Source organism: Marinobacter halophilus (assembly GCF_003007685.1).
GTDB classification, from domain to species: domain Bacteria; phylum Pseudomonadota; class Gammaproteobacteria; order Pseudomonadales; family Oleiphilaceae; genus Marinobacter; species Marinobacter halophilus.
In genome coordinates this window covers 69,882-94,839 of sequence record NZ_PXNN01000003.1, presented here as the reverse complement: position 1 = coordinate 94,839, position 24,958 = coordinate 69,882, and the positions used below count along the sequence as shown (strand labels likewise).

Annotated in this window: 19 protein-coding genes, 1 tRNA gene and 1 pseudogene; 13 read left to right on the top strand and 8 right to left on the bottom strand. The window is 57.4% G+C overall.

The annotated features are described in order from the left end of the window. Positions 1 to 25: 25 nt before the first annotated feature. Together dprA and C7H08_RS00430 are read right to left on the bottom strand one after the other, a co-directional pair. Entirely contained in the window at positions 26 to 1,171 is a 1,146-nt protein-coding gene (gene dprA, locus C7H08_RS00435; RefSeq protein WP_227663190.1) for a DNA-processing protein DprA, read from the bottom strand. Between the two features lie 77 nt (positions 1,172 to 1,248). Further along, the gene (locus C7H08_RS00430) at positions 1,249 to 2,265 is read right to left on the bottom strand and encodes a LysM peptidoglycan-binding domain-containing protein (RefSeq protein ID WP_106669797.1); all 1,017 of its coding nucleotides are present in this window, start codon (positions 2,263 to 2,265) and stop codon (positions 1,249 to 1,251) included. 299 nt (positions 2,266 to 2,564) lie between these two features. Between C7H08_RS00430 and def the strand changes: the two genes are divergently transcribed. The 7 genes from def (at position 2,565) to C7H08_RS00395 (ending at position 10,203) form a co-directional block, all read left to right on the top strand. Then, positions 2,565 to 3,068, top strand: coding sequence for a peptide deformylase (gene def / locus C7H08_RS00425; protein WP_106669796.1), 504 nt, complete (start codon positions 2,565 to 2,567; stop codon positions 3,066 to 3,068). 82 nt (positions 3,069 to 3,150) lie between these two features. After that, positions 3,151 to 4,086, top strand: coding sequence for a methionyl-tRNA formyltransferase (fmt, locus tag C7H08_RS00420; protein WP_106670217.1), 936 nt, complete (start codon positions 3,151 to 3,153; stop codon positions 4,084 to 4,086). A gap of 2 nt (positions 4,087 to 4,088) precedes the next feature. Further along, positions 4,089 to 5,390 carry a 16S rRNA (cytosine(967)-C(5))-methyltransferase RsmB gene (gene rsmB, locus C7H08_RS00415; RefSeq protein ID WP_106669795.1) on the top strand — a complete coding sequence of 434 codons (1,302 nt, stop codon included), beginning with the start codon at positions 4,089 to 4,091 and terminating at the stop codon, positions 5,388 to 5,390. Then, positions 5,387 to 6,790: a Trk system potassium transporter TrkA gene (trkA, locus tag C7H08_RS00410; protein WP_106669794.1), complete on the top strand. Its 1,404-nt coding sequence runs from the start codon at positions 5,387 to 5,389 to the stop codon at positions 6,788 to 6,790. The genes rsmB and trkA overlap by 4 nt, the downstream gene beginning before the upstream one ends. A 139-nt stretch (positions 6,791 to 6,929) precedes the next feature. Beyond that, positions 6,930 to 7,955, top strand: a complete 1,026-nt coding sequence (gene glyQ / locus C7H08_RS00405) for a glycine--tRNA ligase subunit alpha (protein WP_106669793.1) — start codon at positions 6,930 to 6,932, stop codon at positions 7,953 to 7,955. After that, positions 7,955 to 10,042 (top strand): glycine--tRNA ligase subunit beta, encoded by a 2,088-nt coding sequence (glyS, locus tag C7H08_RS00400; protein ID WP_106669792.1) that lies wholly within the window; start codon positions 7,955 to 7,957, stop codon positions 10,040 to 10,042. The genes glyQ and glyS overlap by 1 nt, the downstream gene beginning before the upstream one ends. Before the next feature lie 84 nt (positions 10,043 to 10,126). After that, positions 10,127 to 10,203 (top strand) — tRNA-Pro (locus C7H08_RS00395). A gap of 22 nt (positions 10,204 to 10,225) precedes the next feature. On the opposite strand, the pseudogene C7H08_RS00390 reads toward C7H08_RS00395, so the two are convergent. After that, positions 10,226 to 11,695, bottom strand: a pseudogene (locus C7H08_RS00390) (putative bifunctional diguanylate cyclase/phosphodiesterase); the annotation flags it as partial. A 385-nt stretch (positions 11,696 to 12,080) separates the two neighbouring features. On the opposite strand from C7H08_RS00390, the gene hsdR reads away from it, so the two are divergent. Next, the gene (gene hsdR / locus C7H08_RS00385; RefSeq protein ID WP_106669790.1) at positions 12,081 to 15,608 is read left to right on the top strand and encodes a type I restriction-modification system endonuclease; all 3,528 of its coding nucleotides are present in this window, start codon (positions 12,081 to 12,083) and stop codon (positions 15,606 to 15,608) included. Positions 15,609 to 15,781: 173 nt separating this feature from the next. Here hsdR and C7H08_RS00380 read toward each other — a convergent pair whose 3' ends face one another. Both C7H08_RS00380 and C7H08_RS00375 read right to left on the bottom strand, forming a co-directional pair. Further along, entirely contained in the window at positions 15,782 to 16,081 is a 300-nt protein-coding gene (locus tag C7H08_RS00380) for a contact-dependent growth inhibition system immunity protein (RefSeq protein WP_106669789.1), read from the bottom strand. Next, complete coding sequence (locus C7H08_RS00375; protein ID WP_106669788.1) at positions 16,078 to 17,676, bottom strand: RNase A-like domain-containing protein; 1,599 nt, start codon at positions 17,674 to 17,676, stop codon at positions 16,078 to 16,080. Before C7H08_RS00375 ends, C7H08_RS00380 begins: the two co-directional genes overlap by 4 nt. A 278-nt stretch (positions 17,677 to 17,954) precedes the next feature. Between C7H08_RS00375 and C7H08_RS00370 the strand changes: the two genes are divergently transcribed. The 4 genes from C7H08_RS00370 (at position 17,955) to C7H08_RS00355 (ending at position 22,805) form a co-directional block, all read left to right on the top strand. Beyond that, positions 17,955 to 19,523: a class I SAM-dependent DNA methyltransferase gene (locus C7H08_RS00370; RefSeq protein ID WP_106669787.1), complete on the top strand. Its 1,569-nt coding sequence runs from the start codon at positions 17,955 to 17,957 to the stop codon at positions 19,521 to 19,523. After that, positions 19,520 to 20,908, top strand: coding sequence for a restriction endonuclease subunit S (locus tag C7H08_RS00365; protein WP_207768269.1), 1,389 nt, complete (start codon positions 19,520 to 19,522; stop codon positions 20,906 to 20,908). Before C7H08_RS00370 ends, C7H08_RS00365 begins: the two co-directional genes overlap by 4 nt. A gap of 296 nt (positions 20,909 to 21,204) precedes the next feature. After that, positions 21,205 to 21,954 carry a HipA family kinase gene (locus C7H08_RS00360; RefSeq protein ID WP_227663189.1) on the top strand — a complete coding sequence of 250 codons (750 nt, stop codon included), beginning with the start codon at positions 21,205 to 21,207 and terminating at the stop codon, positions 21,952 to 21,954. Further along, a complete protein-coding gene (locus tag C7H08_RS00355; RefSeq protein ID WP_227663188.1) occupies positions 21,951 to 22,805 on the top strand; it encodes a DUF3037 domain-containing protein in 855 nt (284 codons plus the stop codon). Before C7H08_RS00360 ends, C7H08_RS00355 begins: the two co-directional genes overlap by 4 nt. Positions 22,806 to 22,869: 64 nt before the next feature. Here C7H08_RS00355 and C7H08_RS00350 read toward each other — a convergent pair whose 3' ends face one another. Both C7H08_RS00350 and C7H08_RS00345 read right to left on the bottom strand, forming a co-directional pair. Next, positions 22,870 to 23,247, bottom strand: coding sequence for a DUF2628 domain-containing protein (locus C7H08_RS00350; RefSeq protein WP_106669786.1), 378 nt, complete (start codon positions 23,245 to 23,247; stop codon positions 22,870 to 22,872). Between the two features lie 160 nt (positions 23,248 to 23,407). Beyond that, entirely contained in the window at positions 23,408 to 23,920 is a 513-nt protein-coding gene (locus C7H08_RS00345; protein WP_106669785.1) for a lipocalin family protein, read from the bottom strand. Positions 23,921 to 24,056: 136 nt separating this feature from the next. Here C7H08_RS00345 and C7H08_RS00340 point away from each other — a divergent pair, with 136 nt between their 5' ends. After that, entirely contained in the window at positions 24,057 to 24,428 is a 372-nt protein-coding gene (locus C7H08_RS00340) for a VOC family protein (protein WP_106669784.1), read from the top strand. Between the two features lie 46 nt (positions 24,429 to 24,474). Here the strand turns inward: C7H08_RS00340 and C7H08_RS00335 are convergent, their stop codons facing one another. Beyond that, positions 24,475 to 24,867 carry a globin domain-containing protein gene (locus tag C7H08_RS00335; RefSeq protein WP_106669783.1) on the bottom strand — a complete coding sequence of 131 codons (393 nt, stop codon included), beginning with the start codon at positions 24,865 to 24,867 and terminating at the stop codon, positions 24,475 to 24,477. Between the last annotated feature and the right edge of the window lie 91 nt (positions 24,868 to 24,958).

Genomic DNA, 24,958 nt, shown 5'->3' with positions numbered 1-24,958 from the left:
GCATTGTGCTTAAAAAATGCACGGCTCAGGCAACCCGAAGATAGCCTCCGGGCGCAGCATTTACCAAGCCTTCAAGCTCCAGCAGCAACAGCGACTGCATCAACTGATCGGCTGGCAAACCAGTAGCCAGGCTCAATGCATCGGTAGACTGGGGATCATACCCCAAAGCCTCGAACACCGCGATTTCCCGACTGTCCAGACTGGAGGTATCGGGCGATTCTGGCCCATCCTGGTTAGCGGTAGAGTCCGGGTGCATGGACCACCAGGTGCCCAGTTCCTCCAGAATATCGTCAACGGTCTCGACCAGGCGGGCGCCCTGCTTGATCAACTGGTGACAGCCGCGAGCCACCGGGCTGTGCACAGAGCCGGGGATCGCGAACACTTCCCGACCTTGCTCAAGGGCTGTTCTGGCGGTGATCAGAGAACCGCTGCGCAGACTGGCCTCAACCACCAGCACGCCACGGCTGAGGCCACTGATGATCCGGTTACGCTGTGGGAAGTAAGCGGCCCGAGCCTGCGTACCGGGCGGGTACTCCGACACAATCAAGCCCTGCTCAGCAATGCGGCCAGCCAGTTTGCGGTGTTGCGCGGGGTACAGCCGGTCCAGGCCACAGCCGACCACCGCAATGGTCGGAAAGCCGGCATCGAGCGCGCCAGCGTGGGCCGCGCCATCAATCCCCAGCGCCAGGCCGCTGGTGATCACCAGACCACGCCGGCTCAGCTCACCGGCGAACTGCCGGGCGTGGTCGAGGCCGGCACGGGTAGCGTTGCGACTGCCAACAATGCCAAGCTGATCACGGGATAGCAGTTCGATGTCACCCCGGCAATAGAGCAACAACGGGGCGTTGTGGATATGTCTGAGTGCGTCCGGATAGCCGGCCTCACCCATGCCCACGAGGGCAATACCGGCCTCAGCACAGACCGCCTGTATACGCAGCGCCTCGCGCAGCAGGGCGTGCTGGGTGTCACCGGACTGCCAGGCCATCAACGCCTCGACGGCATCACTGGCCAGACCCATGGCTTTGAGAGTGGCGGCGTTCATCTGGAAAACATCGGTCAGGCTGTCGGTGTGGGCGAGAATACGCTCACGCTGCCTGAGTCCGAACCGGGGCAGAAGTGTCAGCAGCAGCCAGCGACTACTCGGGGATTGCAGAACGATTTTGACAGACATGATTTCATCCTTGAAAACGACAATGGCCGGGCTATCCTGCCCGGCCATTTACTCTTATGACTAACGTGCGCGTGGTATCAGGGATTGGTTACCCGATCACCCACGGACAGCGGACGAGTTGCCTGAAGCACCAGACCATAGCTCATTTTCTCATAGGTCTGGAACACCATCAGCAGGCCGGCGCGCTCGGACGGCAATTCAATGGTTTCACCGGTGACCGGGTCACGCACCATGTTGCCAGCCTTCATCACTGCCAGTACGTTACCGGCCTGCAGGCCCTCGCGCTCACCACGGTTAATGGCGACCACGTTGTACTGACCGATCTGATTGACGCCACCGTCAACCGAGATCATCACGCCCTGAATATCCTCATCGGGTGAACTGGGCACGAAATTGGTGGTCAGACCACGGTCTTCGTTAACCAGCACGCGGTCACCAATGCGCACTTCCTCACTGGAACGGGTGAGCATCAGGGTCAGCACATCGCTGTTTTCCGCGGTGATCGTACCACGAGCAATGCTGCGGGCTTCCAGGCCGAGAAACTCGCCGGTTTCCGGATCCACAAACTCTTTGCTGCGGCGGAAAATGCCGACGCGATCGGCCGGCTTCTGGCCGCGGGCATACACCCGGTCGCCAGCACCCGTAATGATGCGGCCGTCTTCCCCTTCCAGCACGTAGGGCGCACCGTTGATCTCATTGGGCGATACGATACGGGTGTCGGTCAAAAAGCTGCTGATAGCATCCAGCGGAATCGCAGGGATCGGGGTATCAATCACTTCTGAGCGAATCTGGGGAGACAGCTTGATGACATCGTTGCTGGTCACCTTGGTGATCCGGGGCTTGCCATCGATATACACCAGAGCGAGACGATCGCCTGGATAAATTAGGTGGGGATTACCAACCTGCGGATTGACGTGCCAGATTTCCGGCCAGTACCACGGATTGTTCAGGAATCGCGCTGAAATGTCCCAGAGGGTATCCCCTTTGACGACAGTGTAACGCTCAGGATGATCAGACCTTAGCTCCGGTTGTGCCTGGGCCCAGGAAGTAAACAGCAGCGTAGTGGCTGCCAGAGCGTACAACAATTTCCTCATTGTCTATATCCTTGATCGCGTGCCTTGAATCTTTGCGTTCAGTAATGTCACCGCAGTATTCTCGCAGCTTATTACGTTGTTATTCCCGATACTATAGAAGAAGTCCGGAGATTTGTGATGTTATCTTTTGTTCTTCGAGTAAATTCTGCAGCGTGGCTGAAAGATTTTAACTATTAACTGATCAGTTTGTACTCAATCGGTAATTTATCGGATAATAGCAACATCACAATCGCTTCATGATAGATTCGTGAAGAAAATTTGCGCAGACCGCCGTCGCATTTCAGAGAAGCCAAAGCACTATGATACTAGAGATTCTTGAGTACCCGGACCCCCGTCTTCGCACTATCGCCAAGCCGGTTGACGAGGTAACCGACGACACCCGAAAGCTGATCGACGATATGTTCGAGACCATGTACGATGCCCCCGGCATTGGCCTGGCCGCTACCCAGGTGAATGTCCACAAACAGATCATCGTGATGGATGTGTCGGACGACAACAGCGAACCCCGGGTGTTTATCAACCCGAAAATAGACGTTCTGGATGGCGAGCTTGAAGCCATGCAGGAAGGCTGCCTGTCGGTGCCCGGCTTTTACGAAGATGTGAAGCGCATCGAGCATTGCCGGATTACCGCCAAAGATCGCAACGGTGAAGACTTTGTGCTGGAAGCCACCGGCCTTCTGGCGGTATGTATCCAGCACGAGATGGACCACCTGAACGGCAAACTGTTTGTTGATTACCTCAGCTCTCTCAAGCGCACCCGCATTCGCAAGAAGCTGGAAAAGCTCCATAAGCAGAGCGCCTGAGCAGCACTTGACATCGAACCGAATTCAGGACCGGGTTGCGACCCGGTCTTTTCGTATTCAACGACACAGAGATAACACCACCGTGCGCATAGTTTTTGCCGGAACGCCGGATTTTGCTGCTATTGCCCTGAAGGCTCTGTTAGGCGCCGGCCATAACGTGGTCGGCGTATACAGCCAGCCGGATCGCCCCGCCGGTCGTGGCCGCAAACTGATGCTGAGCCCGGTCAAACAGGTGGCCCTGGATGCCGACATTCCGGTGTTCCAGCCAGCAAGCCTGAAGCCAGAAGACGCCCAACAGGAACTGGCGGCACTTCGACCGGACGTGATGATCGTCGCGGCCTACGGCCTGATTCTGCCCAAAGCGGTGCTGGACATTCCCTGCCACGGCTGCCTGAACATCCACGCCTCGCTGTTACCGCGCTGGCGCGGCGCGGCCCCGATTCAGCGCGCCATTGCCGCTGGCGATGCCGACACCGGCATTACCATCATGCAGATGGATGTAGGCCTGGATACCGGCGACATGCTGTTAAAGGTGGCCACCCCGATCAACCCGGACGACACCGGCGGTACGCTGCACGACCGCCTGGCGGATCTGGGCGGCGAAGCCATCGTTGAGGCGCTGGCGAAGCTGGCTGGAGGCAAATTGGCCGGCGAATCCCAGAACGACGATGACGCCTGCTATGCCCACAAGCTGTCAAAAGAAGACGGTCATATCGACTGGACCCGAAGTGCGCCAGAAATCGAACGGCTGATCCGCGCCTTCAACCCCTGGCCCGGCACCTTTACCGATCTGGGCGAGCAGCGGATTCGCATTCATCAGGCCAGGGCGGTGGCGCAGGAAAGTGACCAAGCCCCCGGCACGGTGCTTTGCCGGGAACGGGAAGGCATCGACGTGGCCTGCGGCACCGGCAGCCTCAGAATCACCTCGGTACAACTGCCCGGCACCCGCGCCCTGAGCGTGAGCGATCTGATCAACGGCGGTAAACCGGTACTGATGCCCGAACAGGAGCTGCACTGACCATGGCTTATCAGCCCCTGCCGTTTCGCGCCGTCGCTGCCAATGTGTTGCTGGCCGTGGAGAATGGCCAGTCGTTGTCACAATGCCTGCCCGTGGCCTTGAGCCAGCTGCCGCCGGAACAACGGCCCCAGCTGCAGGCGATCTGCTACGGCAGCTGTCGCTGGTTTCACCGGCTCGACGGTGAACTTAACCAGCGCCTGAAAAAACCCCTGCGCAAGCCAGACCGGGTAGTCCACCACCTGATGCTGGTCGCCCTGTTCCAGCTCCGGTTCAGTGAGCAGGCCACCTACGCGATCCTCAACGAAACCGTCGAAGCTTGCCGTGAACTGGACAAACCGCACCTGACCGGCCTGGTCAACGGTGTACTGCGTGCCGCCGAGCGGGAAGGCGCGCCGGAACCCGAAGACGACAGCAGTCGCTTCAGCCACCCGATGTGGATGATCGAAAAACTGAAACACAACTGGCCCGATGACTGGCAGGCCATTCTGGGCGCCAACAATACCCAGGCACCGATGACCCTGCGGGTAAACGCCTTGCGCTTCAGCCGGGATGAGTACCTGAATCTGCTGGCCGAAGCCGGTATCGGCGCCCTGGCCACCCGATTCGCCCCTTACGGTATTCAACTGGAGCGCCCGGTGCCGGTCGACCGCCTGCCCTGGTTCGACGATGGCGCCGCCAGCGTTCAGGACGAAGCTGCCCAGCTGTGTACTACCCTGCTGGATTTGCAGCCAGGCCAGCGGGTGCTGGACGCCTGCGCCGCGCCGGGCGGAAAAACCTGCGCCATTCTGGAAGCCTGTGCCGGGCTTACCGAAGTGGTAGCCATCGACGAATCTGCCGAACGCCTGCCTCGAGTGCAGGAAAACCTGGACCGCCTTGACTTGATCGCCACTCTGACCGAGGCCGATGCCGCGAACACCGGGCAATGGTGGGACGGCCAAGCCTTCGACCGTATTCTGCTGGACGTGCCCTGCAGCGCCACCGGCGTGATTCGCCGGCACCCGGACATCAAATTGTTGCGCCGGGAGTCCGATATTGTGCCACTGGCCGGTATTCAACTGGGCCTGCTGCAAGCCATGTGGTCTGTCCTGAAACCGGGAGGCCGGCTGGTGTATGCCACCTGCTCGGTGTTTCCCCAGGAAAACCACCGTATAATCCAACGATTCCTGAAACAGCAGGAACAGGCACAGCTGATTCAGATAGAGGCAGCGTGGGGCCGAAACATGGACACTGGCCGCCAGTTACTTCCGGACCCGGACAGCCATGACGGCTTTTTCTACGCCGTGCTGGAGAAACCTGAACCATGAAAATTCTGATTCTCGGCGCCGGCCAGGTCGGCGGCACCCTGGCGGAAAACCTCGCCAACGAAGCCAACGACATCACCGTGATCGACAGCGACAGTGCGCGCCTGCGGGAATTGCAGGATCGCCTGGACATCCGCACCATGCACGGCCGGGCCTCCTATCCCACGGTGTTGCGCCAGGCCGGCGCGGAAGACGCAGATATGGTGATTGCGGTCACCAACAGCGACGAAACCAACATGGTGGCCTGCCAGGTATCCAAACTGCTGTACAAGACTCCGACCACCATCTGTCGGGTGCGCGCCAATGCCTATCTGGCCAAATCCGAGTTGTTTTATCGCCGCGAGGTGGAAAAGGACCTGGACAGCCTGCGAGGTTTTCCAATTGACGTTCTGATCAGCCCTGAGCATCTGGTCACCAAACACATCACCCGGCTGATTGAATACCCCGGCGCACTGCAGGTGCTGGAATTTTCCAAAGGCCTGGTTCGCCTCGTCGCCATCCGCGCCACCAAGGGCGGACCACTGGTCGGCCAGGAGCTGTCTTACCTGCGCACACACATGCCCAAGGTCGATACCCGGGTGGCCGCCATTTTCCGCAAGGATCGGGCCATCATGCCCCAGGGCAACACGGTGATCGAAGACGGCGACGAGGTGTTCTTTATAGCTGCCTCAGACCACACCCGTTCGGTGATGAGTGAGCTGCAACCCCTGGCCAAGCCCTACAAGCGCATTTTTATCTGTGGCGGCGGCAACATCGGTTACCGGCTCGCCAATACTCTGGAAAACCGTTATCAGGTAAAAATCCTCGAGCAGGATCACGATCGCTGCGTGATGCTCTCGGAACAACTGCGCAAGACCGTGGTTCTCGAAGGCAACGCCGCCAACAAGGACATCCTGCTGGAAGAAAACATCGAGAACACCGATGTCTTCTGCGCCGTCACCAACGACGACGAAGCCAACATCATGGCGTCCTTGCTGGCCAAACGCCTGGGCGCCCGTAAGGTGCTGACCCTAATCAACAACCCGGATTACGTCGACCTGATTCAGGGCGGTGATATCGACGTCGCCATCTCGCCACAGCAGACCACCATCGGCAGCCTGCTCACGCACGTACGCCGGGGGGATGTGGTCAACGTGCACTCCCTGCGTCGGGGTGCTGCCGAGGCCATCGAAGCCATCGCTCATGGCGATCACCGCTCGTCAAAAGTGGTTGGCAAACGGCTGGATGAAATCAATCTGCCACCCGGCACCACCATCGGTGCCATTGTCCGGCACAACGAAGTCTTGATCGCCCACGACCACCTGCGGGTGCAGCCGGATGACCACGTCATTCTGTTCCTGGTCGACAAAACCCGGATCCGCGACGTCGAAAAGCTGTTCCAGGTGGGACTCACCTTCTTCTGACAGACCTTATGCAAAACAACAGCCTGGCTGGCACTTAGAAATGCAACGCCGGCCGGCGTATAATGCGCGTTCTCAAATTTCGGAGTGCCCCGGTTATTAACAGGGGCGCCACACACAGACTGACCAGCAGGCAAACGTCGTGACAGACAAGGTAACCAACAACACCGCGCCGGATGTTCAGACCTTTCAGGGTCTGATCCTGGCACTGCAGAATTTCTGGGCGCAGCATGGCTGCGTGGTCCTTCAGCCGCTCGATATGGAAGTCGGCGCCGGTACTTTTCACCCGGCCACTTTCCTGCGCTCGATTGGTCCGGAAACCTGGAACTCCGCCTACGTTCAGCCCAGCCGCCGTCCCACCGACGGTCGCTACGGCGAAAACCCCAACCGCTTGCAGCATTACTACCAGTTTCAGGTGGTCCTTAAGCCGTCCCCGGACAACATCCAGGAGCTGTACCTGGATTCTCTGCGGGCATTGGGGCTGGACCCACTGGTGCACGACATCCGCTTTGTCGAAGACAACTGGGAATCCCCGACTCTGGGCGCCTGGGGCCTGGGCTGGGAAATCTGGCTGAACGGCATGGAAGTCACCCAGTTTACCTACTTCCAGCAAGTGGGCGGTCTGGAATGCTACCCGGTCACCGGCGAGCTGACCTACGGCCTTGAACGCATCGCCATGTACATCCAGGGCGTCGACAGCGTATATGACCTGGTCTGGACCAAAGGCCCGGACGGCGTAGTCACCTATGGTGACGTGTTCCATCAGAATGAGGTGGAGCAATCGACCTACAATTTCGAGCACGCCGACACCGAATTTCTGTTCCACAGCTTCGATGTCTACGAGCGTGAAAGCGCCCGCCTGATCGAAGCCGGTCTGCCGCTGCCTGCCTACGAGCAGGTACTCAAGGCCTCCCACACTTTCAACCTGCTGGACGCCCGCCACGCCATCTCGGTAACTGAGCGCCAGCGCTTCATCCTGCGTGTACGCACCCTGGCTCGCTCTGTGGCCCAAGCCTATTTCGACAGCCGCCGTGCACTGGGCTTCCCGCTGGCACCGGAACACCTCCGCAAAGAGGTACTGGCCGCCGCCGACGCGGCTGACGCCAAAGCCGATCGCAAAAAGTCCGGAAAGAAGAAAAAGGCACCGCAGGAACAGGGGAACGCGTAATGGCTACACAGGATTTTCTGGTTGAACTGGGTACTGAGGAACTGCCTCCAAAAGCCCTCAAACCGCTGTCGGACGCCTTCACTCAAGGCATTGCCAAGGGCCTGGAAGAGGCCGGCGTGGCTTTCGGTAAGGTCGAAGCCTTCGCGGCACCGCGCCGCCTGGCCGTGCGCATCCGTGACCTGGCCGATGCCCAGCCGGACAAGTCGGTGGAAAAACGTGGCCCCGCCGTGCAAGCCGCGTTTGACGACGCCGGCAACCCGACCCGCGCACTCACCGGCTTTGCCACTTCGTTGGGCATTACCCCGGATCAGCTCGACACCCTGGAAACCGACAAAGGTGCCTGGGTGGTTTACCGCACCATCGAGAAGGGCAAGCCCACGGTAGAACTGCTGCCGGAACTGGTCGATCAGTCGCTGGCGGCGTTGCCGATCCCGAAGCGCATGCGCTGGGGCGCCCACCGCACCGAGTTTGTGCGCCCGGTGCACTGGTTGATCATGCTGTACGGCAACAAGGTCATCGACACCCCGGTGATGAACCTCAAGCCCGGCAACAAAACCCGCGGCCACCGGTTCCATTGCCCGAAAGAGCTGATTGTGCCGACCCCCGCCGATTACGAAGTGGTGCTCAAGCAGGAAGGCTACGTACTGGCCGACTTTGCTGAGCGCCGCGATAAGATCCGTGCCGGCGTCAACGCCCTGGCCGAGCAAGAAGCCAAAGGCCAGGCGGTGATTGACGAAGCCCTGCTGGACGAAGTCACCGCCCTGAACGAATGGCCGGTACCGCTGATGGGCCGCTTTGAAGAACGCTTCCTGGACGTGCCCGCCGAGGCGCTGATCTCCTCCATGAAGGAGCACCAGAAATACTTCCACGTGGTCGACAGCAACAACAAGATGTTGCCGCTGTTCATCACCGTCGCCAACCTGGAAAGCAAAGACCCGGCCCAGGTGATTTCCGGTAACGAGAAAGTGATCCGTCCGCGCCTGTCCGACGCCGCTTTCTTCTACGAGACCGACCGTAAGACCAAACTGGAAGAGCGCATTGAGGCCCTCAAGCCCATCGTGTTCCAGGACAAACTAGGCAGCCTGTACGAAAAATCGGTGCGGGTAGCGGCACTGGCGAAGAAAATCGCCGACGCCATCGGCAGCGACCCAGCCCTGGCCGAGCGCGCCGCCATGCTGGCCAAGACCGACCTGGTCACCGAGATGGTGCTGGAGTTTACCGATCTGCAGGGCATCATGGGCCAGTACTATGCCACCCACGACGGTGAACACGACGACGTGGCCAAGGCCCTGAACGAGCAGTACATGCCACGTTTTGCCGGTGACGACCTGCCCACCACCCTGACCGGCTGCGCCGTGGCCATTGCCGACCGCATCGACTCCTTGGTGGGTCTGTTCGGCATCAACCAGCCGCCGTCCGGCACCCGTGACCCGTTCGCGCTGCGCCGTGCCTCCCTGGGTGTGCTGCGCATCATCATCGAGCGCCAGCTGCCGCTGGATCTGCAGGCCGTATGCGAGTGGGCCGAGCAGAACTTCACCGTGCTGAGCGAACAAAGCACTGCCAGCACCGTGGTCGATTACATGCTGGAGCGCTTCCGTGCCCACTACGATGAGCAGGGCATTGGCGCCGAAGTGTATCTGTCGGTGCACGCCCGTCGCCCGACTCGTCCACTCGATTTCGACCGCCGCGTGAAAGCGGTCGAAGCCTTCCGTCAGCTGCCAGAAGCCCAGGCCCTGGCCGGTGCCAACAAGCGGGTATCCAACATCCTCACCAAGCAGGGTGGCGATAGCATTGGCGAGACCGTCGATAACGCCCTGCTGCAGGATGCCGCCGAGAAGACCCTGGCCGCCAAGGTGGAAGAGCAGGCCCAGAAAGTGTTGCCGCTGTTCGAGCAGGGTGATTACGCCACCGCGCTGACCTCCCTGGCCAGCCTGCGCGAGCCGGTCGACCTCTTCTTTGACGAAGTGATGGTAATGGCAGACGACGACGCCGTGCGCAACAATCGCCTGGCGCTGCTTAACCGCCTGCGCAATCTGTTCCTGCGGGTAGCCGACATATCCCTGCTGCCCACTGCCAGCGCCAGCTAGGGCGCTTCGCAGTTTTACGGACAACTTTCCCCAGGGACGGGGCTAGTAAAATGGCCGGCAATCCGTATAATACCGGCCGTTGATCGGCGTGTGGCGCAGCTTGGTAGCGCACTTCGTTCGGGACGAAGGGGTCGCAGGTTCGAATCCTGCCACGCCGACCACTTTCCCGCGTTTGTTACACCTTTACCCAGCCAAGACCACAGCCTCACGGCGATTGAACGTGCGTACGAACTCGGGCACCTGATCCGCCGAAATCGGTCGGCTAAGATGATAGCCCTGCGCAATATCACATCCTGCCACTTTCAGATGCACCAGCTGTTCCCGCGTTTCCACGCCTTCCGCGACGACTTTTAAATTCATTCGTTTTGCCAGAATGATGGTAGAAGACACAATCGGGCTATCATCATGACTGTTGCTGATCTTGGCGATCAGGCTGCGATCAATCTTGAGCTTATCCACCGGCACCGACTCCAGGTGCGCAAACCCCGAGTAGCCGGTACCGAAGTCATCCAGGCTCAACTTGATGCCCTCGGCTTTCAGGCAATGCAAGCTCTCAACTGCGCTGGCATCCAGCATCGCGGTCTCGGTGATTTCAAGTTCCAGCTGATCCGGGCTCAACCCGAACTCATCAATCAACGCCATCACCTGCCAACAAAACTCTGGCTCGGTGAGCTGGATGGGCGACACATTCACCGCAATCGGCGTGACCGGCAAACCCTCTGCTTTCCACTGCGCAAACTGGGCGCAGGCCAATCGCAACACTTCCAGCCCCAGTGGAATGACAAACCCGCAATTCTCCGCGATGGTGATGAATCGGTCCGGATACAGCGTGCCAAACTCCGGGTGCTTCCAACGAACCAACGCCTCGAAACCGATGATATTCATGGTCTCCAGACACACCTGCGGCTGGTAATGCAGAACAAACTCCCGGTTTCGCAAGGCATCCGAAAACGACTGTTCCAGGTGAAAGGCTTCGACATCTTTCCGGTTCAGCGATTTATCAAAGAATCGATGCTGGCCCCGACCGCTCTTCTTGGCGGAGTACATGGCGGCATCGGCGCAGCGCAACAGCTCTTCCAGGTTCTGGCCATCTCTGGGACAGATCGCAATGCCGATACTAGGGGTGCTGTTAAGCTCCTTTCCGTTCAGCTCATAGGGCGTTGATAAGTGACTGGCCAGCCCCGCCGACCATTGCTCAATATCATTTTCGGTGCGGGTGCCGGCCAGCAACACCACAAATTCATCGCCCCCGAAACGGGCCGCCAGGTCACCAGGGGCCAACATCCGCTGGATTCTTCCAGCCACGGCCTGAAGCAGCAGGTCACCCACATGATGCCCCAGGGAATCGTTGATCGATTTGAAACGATCCAGATCGATAAACAACAGTGCGCCCAGACGGCGATGCCAGCGCTGCTTGGTCAACACCTCCGCGGCAACGTCCAGAAACTCCCGACGGTTGTACAGACCGCTCAGATGATCAATCGCAGCGGCCCGCCGACTGGACGCGTGTTCGTTTTCCAGGCGTTCAATGCGACGTTTCTGCTCCTGCTCAGACAATAGAAGGGCTTGCAGCATCATCTGATGCTGGCGAAGCGCCCTTAACAACCACATCAGGATGCCGGTGACGAGCAATGTGATCATGATATTCCGCCACAAAGCGGTCTGATTACCCCAGTGCGCAGACTGCTGGAAAGGCGCCCAGACAAACACAACCGTCAATGAGGCCAGCAAAAAAGTGGCAACTCGAAAAGCGGATAGGGTAGAAGCAAGATTGAATGGCATCGAAGGTCACTCCGGTGGGCTGGCTTTGGTCTGGGTATCAGTAGCCTTTCCGTTGGCAGTGATCGTGTTTCCGAACTGATAAGCAAACAGCAAGAGTCAGCCTATCGTGCGGGCAACGCTATCAGTGGCTTATGGCAGTTCTATGACGGTGAGTAAATTCATGAATAGGTCTCCGTTTTGGCCGAATCCCCGAGGATTTCTGTATCCTTGATAAGTCTGCTAATGTTCCGGCGTAAGACTGTCGCGGAGGGATACATTGAACAAGGCTACGGAATTCAAATCCGGCAACTTTTCGTTTTTGTCAGAACACGACGCCCTGTTTGTGGAGCTGGCCGAATCTGCCGAGCGGGCCTTTGCCAGTGACCCCAACACCACCCTGATCAAACTCCGTCAGCTCGGCGAAGCCCTGGCCCAGCATCTGGCCGCGCTGTCCGGCATCGACTTTGACGAGCAAACCAGCCAGTCCGACCTTCTGTACCGCCTCAGCCGTGAACTGCGCCTGGAGCCCCAGGTAAAAGAGCTGTTCCACATCCTGCGTATTGAAGGCAACAAGGCGACCCACCAGTTTCGCACCCAACATAAAGAAGCTATGGACGGGCTGAAAGTGGCCCGTGGGCTGGCAATCTGGTTTCACCGCTCCTTCGGCAAAGCCGGCGCCAGCTTCAAATCCGGCCCGTTCGTGCCCCCCGCAGACCCCAGCGCCCAGTTGCGCCAACTGCAAGGCGATATTGAAAAGCTGCGCCATGAACTGCAGCAAACTAACCTGGAGCTGGACAGCAGTCAGCAACTCAGCCAGCTGATCGAAAAGGAGAAGGCCGAGTACGAAGCCTTGGCGCTGGCCATGGACGAAGAGTCCCGCGCCCTGACGCAACAGGCCCGCCAGCATGAACAGGCTCTGACCCAGCAACAGCAGGCCTACGAAAACAAGATCAAAGCCCTGCAACAGCAGCTCACGGAGCAGGGCGAGCAAACCGTTAACCAGCAGCGCCAGCAAGTGGCCAAACAGACCAAGGCCGCCAGCGATACTCTGGTACTAAGCGAAGAACTCACCCGCATTCTCATCGACCAGCAGCTGAATGACGCCGGCTGGGAGGCCGACAGCCAGGAAATCACTTTCCAGAAAGGTGCCCGCCCCGAGAAAGGCAGTTACCGCGCCATTGCCGAATGGCCCACCAACCACAACGGTGAAAAGGGCAGGGCTGATTACGTACTGTTTGTGGGGCTCACACCCATGGCGGTGGTGGAAGCCAAGAAGGAAAACACCAACGTCGCCGGCAAAATCCGCCAGGCCGAACGTTACAGCAAGGGCCTCAAGGTAGACACGCCGCTGGTTGGCGCCTGGGAGCTGATGGCCAGAACCATCGCCTGGCCCGCGGACGAAGACGGCCACTATACGGTGCCCTTCGTCTATTCCTGCAATGGCCGCCCCTACGTGCCGCAACTGGCGGAGCAATCCGGCACCTGGTTCCGGGATGTGCGCGAACCCAGCAACCTGCGCCGGGCACTGCCGCAGTTCCACACCCCCGGCGGCCTTCTGGATTTGCTGGAACGGGACAAGGAAAACGCCGAGAAGCTGTTAAAAGATGAGCCTTTCGGTTACCTGAAGCTGCGGGACTATCAACAGAACGCCATTGTCGCCACCGAACACGCCCTGGCTCAGGGAATACGTTCGGCGTTGCTGGCCATGGCCACCGGTACCGGCAAAACCCGCACCATCATCGGGCTGATGTACCGGTTCCTGAAGGCTGAACGCTTCCACCGCATTTTGTTTCTGGTGGATCGCACCGCCCTCGGCCAGCAGGCCATTGATGCCTTTAACGAAGCGCCGCTAGACCAGAACCTGACGCTGAGCAAAATCTACAACGTGGCTGAACTGGGCGACATGGCCGCCGAGGCCGAAACCCGCATCCAGGTCGCCACCGTGCAGGCCATGGTGAAACGCATCTTCATGAGCGACACGCCGCCGCCCATTGACCGGTTCGACTGCATCATCATCGACGAAGCCCACCGGGGCTACACCCTGGACCAGGAAATGACCGAAGGCGAACTGGCCACCCGCGACACCAGCCAGTACATCTCCAGCTATCGCCGGGTACTGGACTACTTCGATGCCGTCAAAATCGGCCTCACCGCCACCCCGGCCAAGCACACCAGTGAGATCTTCGGAAAACCGGTATACACCTACTCCTACCGGGAAGCGGTGGCAGACGACTGGCTGATCGACCACGAGCCGCCCATCCGCTACGAAACCCTGCTCACCCAGAACGGCATTACCTTTGAAAAGGGCAAGCCGGTAGAAGTCATCAACACCCAGACCGGCGAAGTGGACACCACCGAGCTGGAAGACGAACTGAATTTTGAAGTCGACGCCTTCAACCGCCGCGTCATCAACGAGAACTTCAATCGCGTGATTTGCGAGCAACTGGTGCAGGAGCTGGACCCGTTCGGCGACGAGAAAACCATGATCTTCTGCGCCACCGACCTGCACGCGGATATGGTCAAGCGGCTGCTGGATGATGCCTTCAAGGATCTCTACAACGGCCGCTACAACGAAGCCGCCGTCGCCAAGATCACTGGCCAGAGCGACAAGGTGGCCCAGCTCATTCGACGCTACAAAAACGAGCGCTACCCCAACATCGCCATCACCGTCGACCTGTTGACCACTGGCATCGACGTACCCCCCATCTGCAACCTGGTGTTCATGCGCCGGATACGCTCACGTATCCTGTACGAGCAGATGATCGGCCGCGCCACCCGCCGCTGCGACGACATCGGCAAGACCGTGTTCCGCATCTATGACCCGGTGGACATCTACGCCGCCCTGCAGGACGTCAACACCATGAAGCCCCTGGTGAAAGACCCCAACATCACCCTGGAACAACTGGTGGGCGAACTCACCGACGACGAGCAGCTGGCAAAAGCCCTCAGCAGCCCGGGCGAGTTACCCGATGAAAGCCAGGCCGACGTGGTGCTTAGCCAGCTCAGCCAGAAACTCATGCGGGTATTGCGCAAGGCCGACAACAAAGCCGAAAACCGCCCGGCCCTGAAACAGAAACTGGACGAACTGCAGCAGAGCTGGGGCGTGGAGCCCAAAGCCCTGCATACCCACCTGCATCAACTCGGCCCGCGCCAGGCCTCGGCGTTCATCAAGCAACACAGTGGCCTGCTGAACCAGCTGGCCGACGTAAAGTCCATGGTGGGCAGCGACTACCTGCCGCTGATCTCCGACCACGACGACGAAATCCGCGAGCGTATCCAAAGCTATGGCGAGCACGACAAGCCGGAAGACTACCTGGACAGCTTCAACGAGTTCATCAAACAACAGCTCAACCAGTCTGCCGCGCTGGCCGTGGTGGTCAACAAACCCCGGGATCTCACCCGGGAACAGCTACGGGAAGTAAAACTGCTGCTGGACAACCACGGCTACTCCGAAGCCCGCCTGCAAAGCGCCGTGCGTAACCAGACCAACAAAGACATCGCCGCCAGCATCATCGGCTACATCCGCCGCGCCGCCCTGGGCGAGGCCTTGATTCCGTTCGAACAGCGCGTGGCCGAAGCCATGGACCGCATCTACACCCAGCACAACTGGACCCCGAACCAGCGCAAATGGCTGGAGCGACTGGCCAAGCAACTGGTGCACGAAGTGATCATCGACCGGGAATTTGTGAACCACCGCTTTGCCGATGATGGCGGGGCCAAGCAGATGAACAAGGTGCTGGGGGAGCAGCTGGATACCGTGCTGGAGGAGCTGAACGAGGCGATGTGGCCGGAGCGGAGTGCGTAACCTCAGGTTGCACGGCATACCCCTAAACCACACCTACTCGCGAAAGCAGATCCTTCCTTGTTCGCGATACCACCTCTTGATCTTATTAACGATGCCCGGGGCGAATCTTCGCGGTTAGTCTCTGGAAAAAAAGATCAGGTCGCTTTTTAATAGCGAACGACTGCATATCAGCCTCACTCCTGAGCGAATACCCCACGCACCTTCTTCAACCATTGTTCGTAACTAATTCCCTGGGGTTCGGGATCAAAGTAACAACCAACCTTAGTGATCAGAATATCCCTCAACTCAATTTCAGAGGGGGTTTCAGCCAAAAGCGAATCTATTTCCGCAACTCCCGCCCGAATTTGGTCAATTGTTTCAGATTCAACGATTGCCTGAAGTGCTGTCACATCGCTATCGAATTCATCCGGCCAGTCCTGATGAAAATAACCACCGAGTAGCAGACGAAGAGCTTCTATTTTTTCGTTCATCATGGCTTTGTTGGATACCCCGTAAGAATTTTATAGCCAGTTGGCATTGATGAATCACGCACCAAAATAACTCTAGCTGAATTAACAGCTACCGCATTAGCAGACCCACGTGTAACGGATAAACCAGCAGGATCAGTTAGCGTGTGATCAAGAGGCAAACGCCCTCCGGAACCCTCTAGCCAATCGGTTATCTTGGTTTGGTTCGCTTCGAGAACTTGTGACACGGCATTCTCTGCGGTAGCTCTGTTGTAGAAGGACGATGAGCCGGATATTCTCGTTTCGGCTGCCAAACGTTTCATAAGCGCTTGTTCGGACTGACCCACATGCTTATGTAACAAATGTCCGTTGGCATTCTCATGAGTTTGCAAGCCACCACCAGGAACAATTCGACTAAATGTGGTTTCACTGTTGCTTGAATCACCCTCTCCTTCAACACCAGCCCTCTTCTGAAAAACCAAATACAACGGCTCAATCCCGCTATCCGCCGGAAAGCTCACGATCAGCTCAACCTGATCCTCAAAGGGCCGCTGGTAGCCCGGAGGCGAGTGCTCCTGGCCATCCTCCTGGATCGGTGTCACCAAAATGTTGTAAGGATCAATACCGGAATCGGCCGGGTATTCTGTGCTGACAACCGGGCGATGACCACTTTCATCCGGGTACCAGACGAGGGTGAAACCGTCATCAACCACCGCCTCAAAATTCTCACCCACACGCTGTGCGTGGGCAACCGGAACCCGGTCTCCATATCCTGTGCTGTCGTTGACGTGATAGCCGGCTACCCTGAGGCTTCCCGTTGCGTCCACGTGCAAATGAAAGCGAACCCGGATTGCCGCCTCTGCCATCTCAAGCAGCTCATCCTTCGTGTACAGCGTGCCGTCCCCCAGCTTGGATGGCCATAGCGCCAAAAGCGCCGTGCTGGCCGCGGTACCCAGTATACTGGCACCCAGCCTCGCGGCCATGGCCCAGCCGTTTGTCAGTCTCATTGCCGAGCCAGATAGCAGACTCAAGGGCCGCAAACCATTTGCACCGGGGCTCGTAATGGTGGCGGGGGCAAACACCGCAAGCGTGCCAAAGTTACTGGCCTTTTCCTGCCCCTCATTACTAGAGGTATCCCCGGAGGGCCTGGTACAGGACTTGGCAAACACCTTCGGCCCGAGGGGCGGAAGTGCAAAGTTTTCTGAGATCACTACAGGAGGAGGCAGCGGCTCTGGCGGCCAGTCAACAACCGGTGGTTCCGGCGTATAATCGAGCTTCGGTGACGGTGGCAAGCTATCGGTATGGGAATACCCGGCCGCCCTTAAAGGAAAGGCCCTGGCGCCGAATCGTGTTTCGAACGCACTAACGGCATTCTCTGCAATCGTAATGGATGCGCTGCCTGCTGGAGCAAGGCTCCCTGAGGCTAATTTGAAAATGGGAACAGAAGGTGACTCTGTGAGCAAAACCAGCTCACCACTGGCGAGCTGGTCTCTTAATCGCGCGGGATTACTGCCTTTAGAACAGTAGCTGGCCAATTCCTGATCGGTGTATTGGTCCCAGCCACCCTCGATCATTAGCGCTTCGTGAAGCGCAAGCGAATGCGGGTCTGCAATTTTGGTCACGTCCGTGTATCCACAAGGTGTTAATCGGCACAATCCATGCCTGAAGTGTGGTCAAATGTACCGGAATTGCTGAGCTAGTCCAAGCCTATAGCGAGTATGTTTACTGAATCGACGTAGGCTTAACCTGTGTCGATTTTTCGGTGTTTTTTCGACATAGCCCAACCGACATGCATACAAAACCAACTTTTCTTAACATGTCGCCCGCAACGTGCAAAGATTTCGGCATTTTCTATACATGAGGCGCTGACAAAGACAGCACGCCCACCCAAGGATCCCCCATGACCAACAACGACATCGTCCAGAAACTCTGGAATCTCTGCGACGTTCTGCGAGACGACGGCATCAACTACTCGGACTACGTCACCGAACTGGTGCTGCTGCTGTTCATCAAAATGGTGCATGAGAACACTGAAGCCGGCACCCTGAAAAAGCACCCGCTGCCGGAAGGCTGCCGCTGGACCGATCTGAACGGCAAATCCGGCATCAACCTGCTGAACGACTACAAACGCATCCTGCTCAGCCTGTCCACCGGCCGTGACGCCGACGGTACTCTGGTACACGACGACCCGCTGATCAGCGCCATCTATGCCGATGCCCAGACCCGCCTGCGCGAACCCCGCCACCTGGAGCAGATGATCAAAACCCTGGACCAGATCGACTGGTTCAGCGCCCAGAAAGACGGCCTGGGGGATCTGTACGAAGGCCTGCTGGAGAAGAACGCCAACGAAACCAAATCCGGCGCCGGTCAGTACTTCACCCCCCGTGCCCTGATCAACACCATGGTGCACTGCCTGAAACCGCAACCCGGCGAACGCATCCAGGACCCGGCCGCGGGCACAGCGGGCTTTCTGATTGCCGCCCACGAATACATCAAAGGCCAGACCGACGACCTGTACGAGCTGAAGGACGAAGCAAAAACGTTCCAGACCACCCAGGCTTATGTGGGCATCGAACTGGTGCCCGGCACCCGCCGCCTGGCCCTGATGAACTGCCTGCTGCACGGCATGGAAGGGGATGCCGAAGGCGTGGTGCACCTGGGCAACGCCCTGGGCCAGACCGGCGCCGGGCTGGAAAAGGCCGACGTAATCCTCGCCAACCCGCCCTTCGGCACCAGCAAAGGCGGCGACGCCAGCATCACCCGGGATGACCTGACCTACAAAACCAGCAACAAGCAGCTGGCCTTCTTGCAGCACATCTACCGCAACCTCAAACCCGGTGGCCGCGCCGCCGTGGTACTGCCAGACAACGTGCTGTTCGAAGCCGGCGTCGGCACCGACGTGCGCCGGGACTTGATGAACAAGTGCAACCTGCACACCATCCTGCGCCTGCCCACCGGCATCTTCTACGCCCAGGGCGTGAAAACCAACGTGCTGTTCTTCACCAAAGGCAGCGCCGCGGACAAGTACCAGGAAGAACACTGCACCGAACACGTCTGGGTTTACGACCTGCGCACCAACATGCCCAGCTTCGGCAAACGCACGCCGTTTGGCGACCAGCACCTGAGGCCGTTTGAGGCAGTCTATGGTGACAGCGCCAACGGCGACAGCGAGCGCCAAGAGGGCGAATACAGCTTTCACTCCGAAGACATCGAACTGCCCGATCACAGCGACGAAAACGAAGGCATCGACCCGCGCCTGGCTCACAGCCGCTGGCGCAGTTTCAGCCGCCAATGGATTGCCGAGCACAAGGGCGACTCGCTGGATATTTCCTGGCTGAAGGACAGTGACAGTGTGGATGCGGCCAATCTGCCAGAGCCGAGCGTGTTGGCGGGTGAGGCGATGGGGGAGCTCAAGGCAGCACTAGGTGAACTGGAGGCATTAGTCACAGCTCTGGAGGGTGAGGCGTGAAGGAAACAGATCACGCTCCAGCGAATTGGGCACGATGCTCGCTCGCAGATATTGTTGTGCTCAACCCCAAGAATGACGCCAGCGCTGAGCAAGCGGCGGGCTTTGTACCGATGGCACTGGCCCCTACCGATTACCACGGTACTTTGCTGCACGAAGAAAAACTGTGGGGCGAAATTAAAAAGTCCTACACCAACTTCGCTGATGGCGATGTCATATTCGCCAAGGTAACCCCTTGTTTCGAGAATGGTAAAGCGGCCATTGTGCGCGATATGCCCAGCGGAATTGGGGCAGGGAGTTCGGAATTCTACGTCCTCAGGCCGGCCAGCAAGGAAATTTCACCAAGTCTGCTCTTTGCGATCATCAAAACTAAGTCGTTCATGCAGCAGGGCGCAGAGAACATGACGGGGGCTGTGGGTCTGCGTCGAGTTCCTCGAGCATTTGTAGAGTCCTTCCCGATAGCGCTCCCATCTGCCGCCGAACAAAAAGCCATCGCCGACAAACTCGACACCCTGCTGGCCCAGGTGGAAAACACCAAAGCCCGCCTCGAACGCATCCCGCAAATCCTCAAACGCTTCCGCCAGTCCGTGCTGGCTGCGGCGGTGAGTGGGCGGTTGACGGAGGAGTGGCGGAGCACGAGTGAGCTCAATGGGTGGGCGAACATCACACTTGGAGACCTCGTTCAGAGCATTGAGGCCGGTAAGAATCTGAAGTGTATTGAAACGCCTCCCGGCGAGGACGAATGCGGAATCATCAAAATTAGTGCAGTGACTTGGGGTGTCTATGACGAGGAGCAAAGTAAAACTCTTCCCGAAAAAAATCTATTCTTAGAGTCACGCAGAATAAAGGTTGGCGATTTCCTTATCTCAAGGGCCAATACGATTGAGCTGCTTGGTAATCCAGTGATTGTGCATGCGGTTACAAAGAATCTGATGCTCAGCGATAAGGTTCTGCGCTTGAACATGGACGATGAGGACAAGGCATGGGTCAACATCTTCCTTCGCTCGATGCCGGGGCGGAGGGAAATCCAAGATCGCTCTACCGGAAATCAAATGTCAATGCGTAACATTGGTCAAAAAGCACTACTCGAAATCCCGATTCCCAAGCCACCTTCCGAAGAACAAACTGAAATCATCCTCCGGGTAGACCAACTCTTCGCCCACGCCGACCGCATCGAACAACAGGTCAACAACGCCCTCGCCCGCGTCAACAACCTCACCCAATCCATCCTGGCCAAGGCCTTCCGGGGCGAACTCACCGAACAATGGCGCAAGGACAACCCGGAGCTGATCAGTGGGGAGAACAGTGCGGAGGCGTTGCTGGAGCGGGTCAGGGCGGAGCGGGCGACCGTCGCGTCAAAGTCCAGGCGCCGCAACGCCAAAGCGTAACGGGCCCGATCATCCATAGAGCCGTATTTGCCTTGAAAGCTCCGGAATAGCCGGGGCTGATCATTTCCGTGGCGTCACGAAAATGATCACGCTGGATAGCAAGTTCTGAAGCAGTTTCTCAGAAGCCCGTTTGACAACCCAACTCGGCCATATCAGACTTCAAATCACATCCGCCCCTTGGCAGTAAGCCTCCCTCAACTATCCCGAGGGTGTGCCGAGCCCTTGGGGCTTTTCTGTTTATGGAAAACCACGGCGCTTTCAGCGTCATGGAACATGGGGAAAGGACAATACCCTCTGTGACCAAAGCCTTATCCACCGTTGAAATCGTAGAAGTTATCCGCCGTTCGGAGCACGGGATGACCGAACCCTTTATCTGCCGGGGCGACGATGACAACTTCTACTTTGTAAAAGGCATTGGCGCAGGCCGGGACAGTCAGATCAAAGAGTGGGTTTCGGGTAACCTGGCACTGCTCTTCGATATACCCGTTGCGCCATTCAGAATTGTAAACGTGCCAGAAGAGATTCTGGAGATACTGCCTCCTGGCCATGCGAGAGATCTTGGTGCTGGGCCAGCATTTGGCTCTTTAGAGAAACGCCTCACGGAAATAGCCATTCCCCAGATTCGAGAAGTTCCGCTAGAGATCAGAAAGGCCCTTCTGTGTTTCGACTGGTGGATTGCAAACGGCGACCGGTGCTTTTCCGAGAACGGTGGTAATCCGAATCTGTTCTGGGAACCGAGCAAACGGGAACTGGTCGTTATCGATCACAATCAGGCCTTCGATCCAGAGGTTACTGCAGAAACATTTTTCCGTGACCACATCTTCCACGATGTGTCTACGGACATTGCGGATGACTTGGTTGAGCGGCAGATCTACACTGACAATATGAATGAAGCACTCTCCCACTGGGATTCGATCGTTGCCGGGTTGCCAGAAGAGTGGTTTTATATTGATCCTGAAATGACGATTGAGCTGGGTCTGAGCACCGATGAGCTTAAAACGCATTTGTTGCGTTGTCTAAGAGATGACTTCTGGAACTGGAAATGACTAGGTTAGCTTGTAACTACGCCATTGTGCGATTCATGCCTTACGTTGAAACCGGCGAGTTTGCCAACGTCGGCATTTTGCTGTGGATACCCAAGCAGAAAACCCTGTTGTTCAAACTTCTGCGACGTAAGTACGGGCGAATTACTCAATTCTTCGAAGAGCTGGATAAACAGGTCTACCTGAAGGCCATGGCTGATCTGGATACCGAGCTTCACCGAATCGAGGGGCTGCTGAAGGAAGGTGCTGTGGTAACCGCCAATCCAAACCTTGAATACGGCTTCCATAAGGGCATTTTCGAAGAAATTATCCGTCCCCGTGAAACCATTGTTCGATTTAGCGAGCAGAGAGCGATTCTGAGTGAAAATCCCAAGGAAACACTCACGGCGCTCTATGACTACTACGTAGGCCGAAACTTCGTGAACAAGGAGTATCAGGAAGGGCTCATGGTAACGGGCATCAAGCGTCTGTTAGAGCAGGAGAACCTGGCGACTCATTTTAAAAAACGGAAAGTCGAGGACAAGGTTTACAGCGTTTCTTTTCCATTTGTAGAAGAGCGGAATAACAAAGCCATTCGGGTAATCAAGCCATTGTTTCTGGGTCAAACAGATTCAACCGCCATTATCGAGCATGGTGGGCACTGGAGACTAAAGGTTGAACTACTCCGTAAACGTCAGTTACTGCACGGCCCTGTGTTGTTTCCAGTAAAGGGCCCGGAAGATGCCACAGAGGGTGACCATCGCCATGAGGCTTTTGAAGAAACCCGGCACAGTCTTGAAGGCCAAGGAATACAACTGGTTGCTTATGAAGAGCAGCGCAAAATCCTGGATTTTGCTGCGCAGATCCTCCACTAGAGCGGTATCAAAAACCACAAAGCCCCGGTGAAACTCACCGGGGCTTTGTGTTTGGCTGGCGCGCTTAAGCAGCTATCGAGGTTTCGTTCCCCAGGAACAGAGCGACAGCACCGTCGGGGTTTTTCGCCTCAACAAGTTCGCCATCGGTTTGATAGCCGCGTGAGAACAGATTGTTCTCGCGCCACTGGTTACCGTTGACACCGATGGTGATGGCAATCCCCAGTGCGATGATGTTGGTGATCAGATTGGCCGCGTCTACGGGCATAACGAGCGCCATAACAAAGCCAATGGAAAATCCGCCAATCAGAATCAATGCAGCCAGCCCCCACATCTTTTTGACCAGCGCCCAGAACCCGCCAAAACAGAATCCTGGCCAGGACCAGCCCTGTTTGACCGCTTCTTGTACGCCAGATGGGTGCGTGAAGATTTTGTACTGCTTCATGTCCTTATCCTTTTAATGTCTTCCATGTTTCATAACCAGGCATCAACCAGCCTCGGTCCGGCACTCCAAAGTGCCGGCGGAATATACAGTTGCAACTCTGCCCAAATCAACGGCAAAGCCCGACGCTGTGAGCCGTATCAAAAATTTGGCGTAAAACGCCTCATTGCTTCACCACAATCAACTCCCCAAGCTCAAACCCTTCCGCCTCCGCCCGGATTTTGAACGCCGCCAGCTCCTCGTCACTCACCTCCGGCGTGCGCGACATCAGCCACAGGTAATTGCGGTTGTAGCTGGTAATGTAGGCTGATGAATAGTCGTCATCCAGCTCAAACACCACGTAAGACGCGTAAAACGGCCCGAAGAACGACACCTTCAAATGGCCTACATCACTGTCGCCCACAAACACTGCACGGCCTTCGGCTTCTTTCCAATCACCTTTTTCTTCGTTGTAGCCACGGTTGATGACTTTAATGCTGCCATCATCGTTCAGGGTGTAGTCGGCGGTTACCTGGCTAAGGCCCCGCTCGAAGGAGTGGTCCAGCCGGGCGATTTCGTACCAGGTGCCCAGATAGCGCTTCTGGTCGAAGCCGGTGACCGGTTCGATGCCTTTGGGCAGGCCGGTGCAACCGGAAAGCAACAGGAGTAGGGTGGTCAGCAGGGCAAAGGATTTCATCAGGCGCTGTCCTTGATTCAGGGAGATGCAGAAACAACCATAACAAAGCGCGGGCGAAAACACTGCTGTGATTGCCTGAGCTCTGAAATGCGAAAAGCGACGTATACTGAACCTCAACCAACCAAGGAGAACAGGCATGATCGGATACGTAACCATTGGTGTCAGCGACATGGGCAAGGCCAAGCAGTTTTACGGCGATCTGCTGGGCGAGCTGGGCGGCAAGGTATTGCTGGATATGGAACGCATTGCGTTCATTGGTGAGAGCATGGCCAAGCCCATGTTGGCGGTGTGCGTACCGTTCAACGGTGAGCCCAACCATCCGGGCAATGGCAACATGGTGGCCATCCCGGCGGGATCCAAAGAAGCTGTGGATACGTTTTATCACAAAGCCATTGAACTGGGCGCAACCTGCGATGGAGAGCCTGGGCAACGCATTCCGGATATGTTCTACGGTGCCTATGTGCGCGATCCGGACGGTAACAAGCTGGCGTTCTTCGAGTTCAGCTAAACATGAAAAAGGCCCCACATCGGGGCCTTTTTGTTGGTTACTCTGCTCAGTAAGCACCACGAATCAGGTCAATCCCCGGCTTCAGCACTTCCCGCCAGGCCTGGCGCAACTCCGGCGTGTAGTCCGGATCGTGTACCTGCACGGTTTTCAGCAGCGATTCTTCCCACAAGCCATACCATTCCGGCTGGATGTTGTAGTTGTGGCGGTTGTGGCTGTGCCCCAGATCCTTGAGTTTGCGGTCTGACATACCGCGCGCCACCAGGATGATCTGCATCACACCGTTACGCAGCAGGTGGCGCTGGGCGGCCATGTCGGTGTCGGCAAAGCGGTTGCGGATGGCATCGGAACTGGCCATGAAGAACTGGTAGAAATCGACGAAGAATTCATCTTTTCGGCAGCAGCGGCCGTAGCTCTGGAAAACAAGATCCGTATTGTTCATTTGCAGGAAATGTCCTTGAAGAATCGGGGGGTTGTCTGATTGGGCCACGGATTCTAAGCAAGCGACTGAAAATTTCCATAGCGAGTTGTAA

Coding starts and splice junctions, on each gene's coding strand:
- dprA (WP_227663190.1), bottom strand. CDS start 1,171: ATGTCTGTCAAAATCGTTCTGCAATCCCCGAGTAGTCGCTGGCTGCTG.
- C7H08_RS00430 (WP_106669797.1), bottom strand. CDS start 2,265: ATGAGGAAATTGTTGTACGCTCTGGCAGCCACTACGCTGCTGTTTACT.
- def (WP_106669796.1), top strand. CDS start 2,565: ATGATACTAGAGATTCTTGAGTACCCGGACCCCCGTCTTCGCACTATC.
- rsmB (WP_106669795.1), top strand. CDS start 4,089: ATGGCTTATCAGCCCCTGCCGTTTCGCGCCGTCGCTGCCAATGTGTTG.
- trkA (WP_106669794.1), top strand. CDS start 5,387: ATGAAAATTCTGATTCTCGGCGCCGGCCAGGTCGGCGGCACCCTGGCG.
- glyS (WP_106669792.1), top strand. CDS start 7,955: ATGGCTACACAGGATTTTCTGGTTGAACTGGGTACTGAGGAACTGCCT.
- C7H08_RS00380 (WP_106669789.1), bottom strand. CDS start 16,081: ATGATGAACGAAAAAATAGAAGCTCTTCGTCTGCTACTCGGTGGTTAT.
- C7H08_RS00370 (WP_106669787.1), top strand. CDS start 17,955: ATGACCAACAACGACATCGTCCAGAAACTCTGGAATCTCTGCGACGTT.
- C7H08_RS00355 (WP_227663188.1), top strand. CDS start 21,951: ATGACTAGGTTAGCTTGTAACTACGCCATTGTGCGATTCATGCCTTAC.
- C7H08_RS00350 (WP_106669786.1), bottom strand. CDS start 23,247: ATGAAGCAGTACAAAATCTTCACGCACCCATCTGGCGTACAAGAAGCG.
- C7H08_RS00345 (WP_106669785.1), bottom strand. CDS start 23,920: ATGAAATCCTTTGCCCTGCTGACCACCCTACTCCTGTTGCTTTCCGGT.
- C7H08_RS00340 (WP_106669784.1), top strand. CDS start 24,057: ATGATCGGATACGTAACCATTGGTGTCAGCGACATGGGCAAGGCCAAG.
- C7H08_RS00335 (WP_106669783.1), bottom strand. CDS start 24,867: ATGAACAATACGGATCTTGTTTTCCAGAGCTACGGCCGCTGCTGCCGA.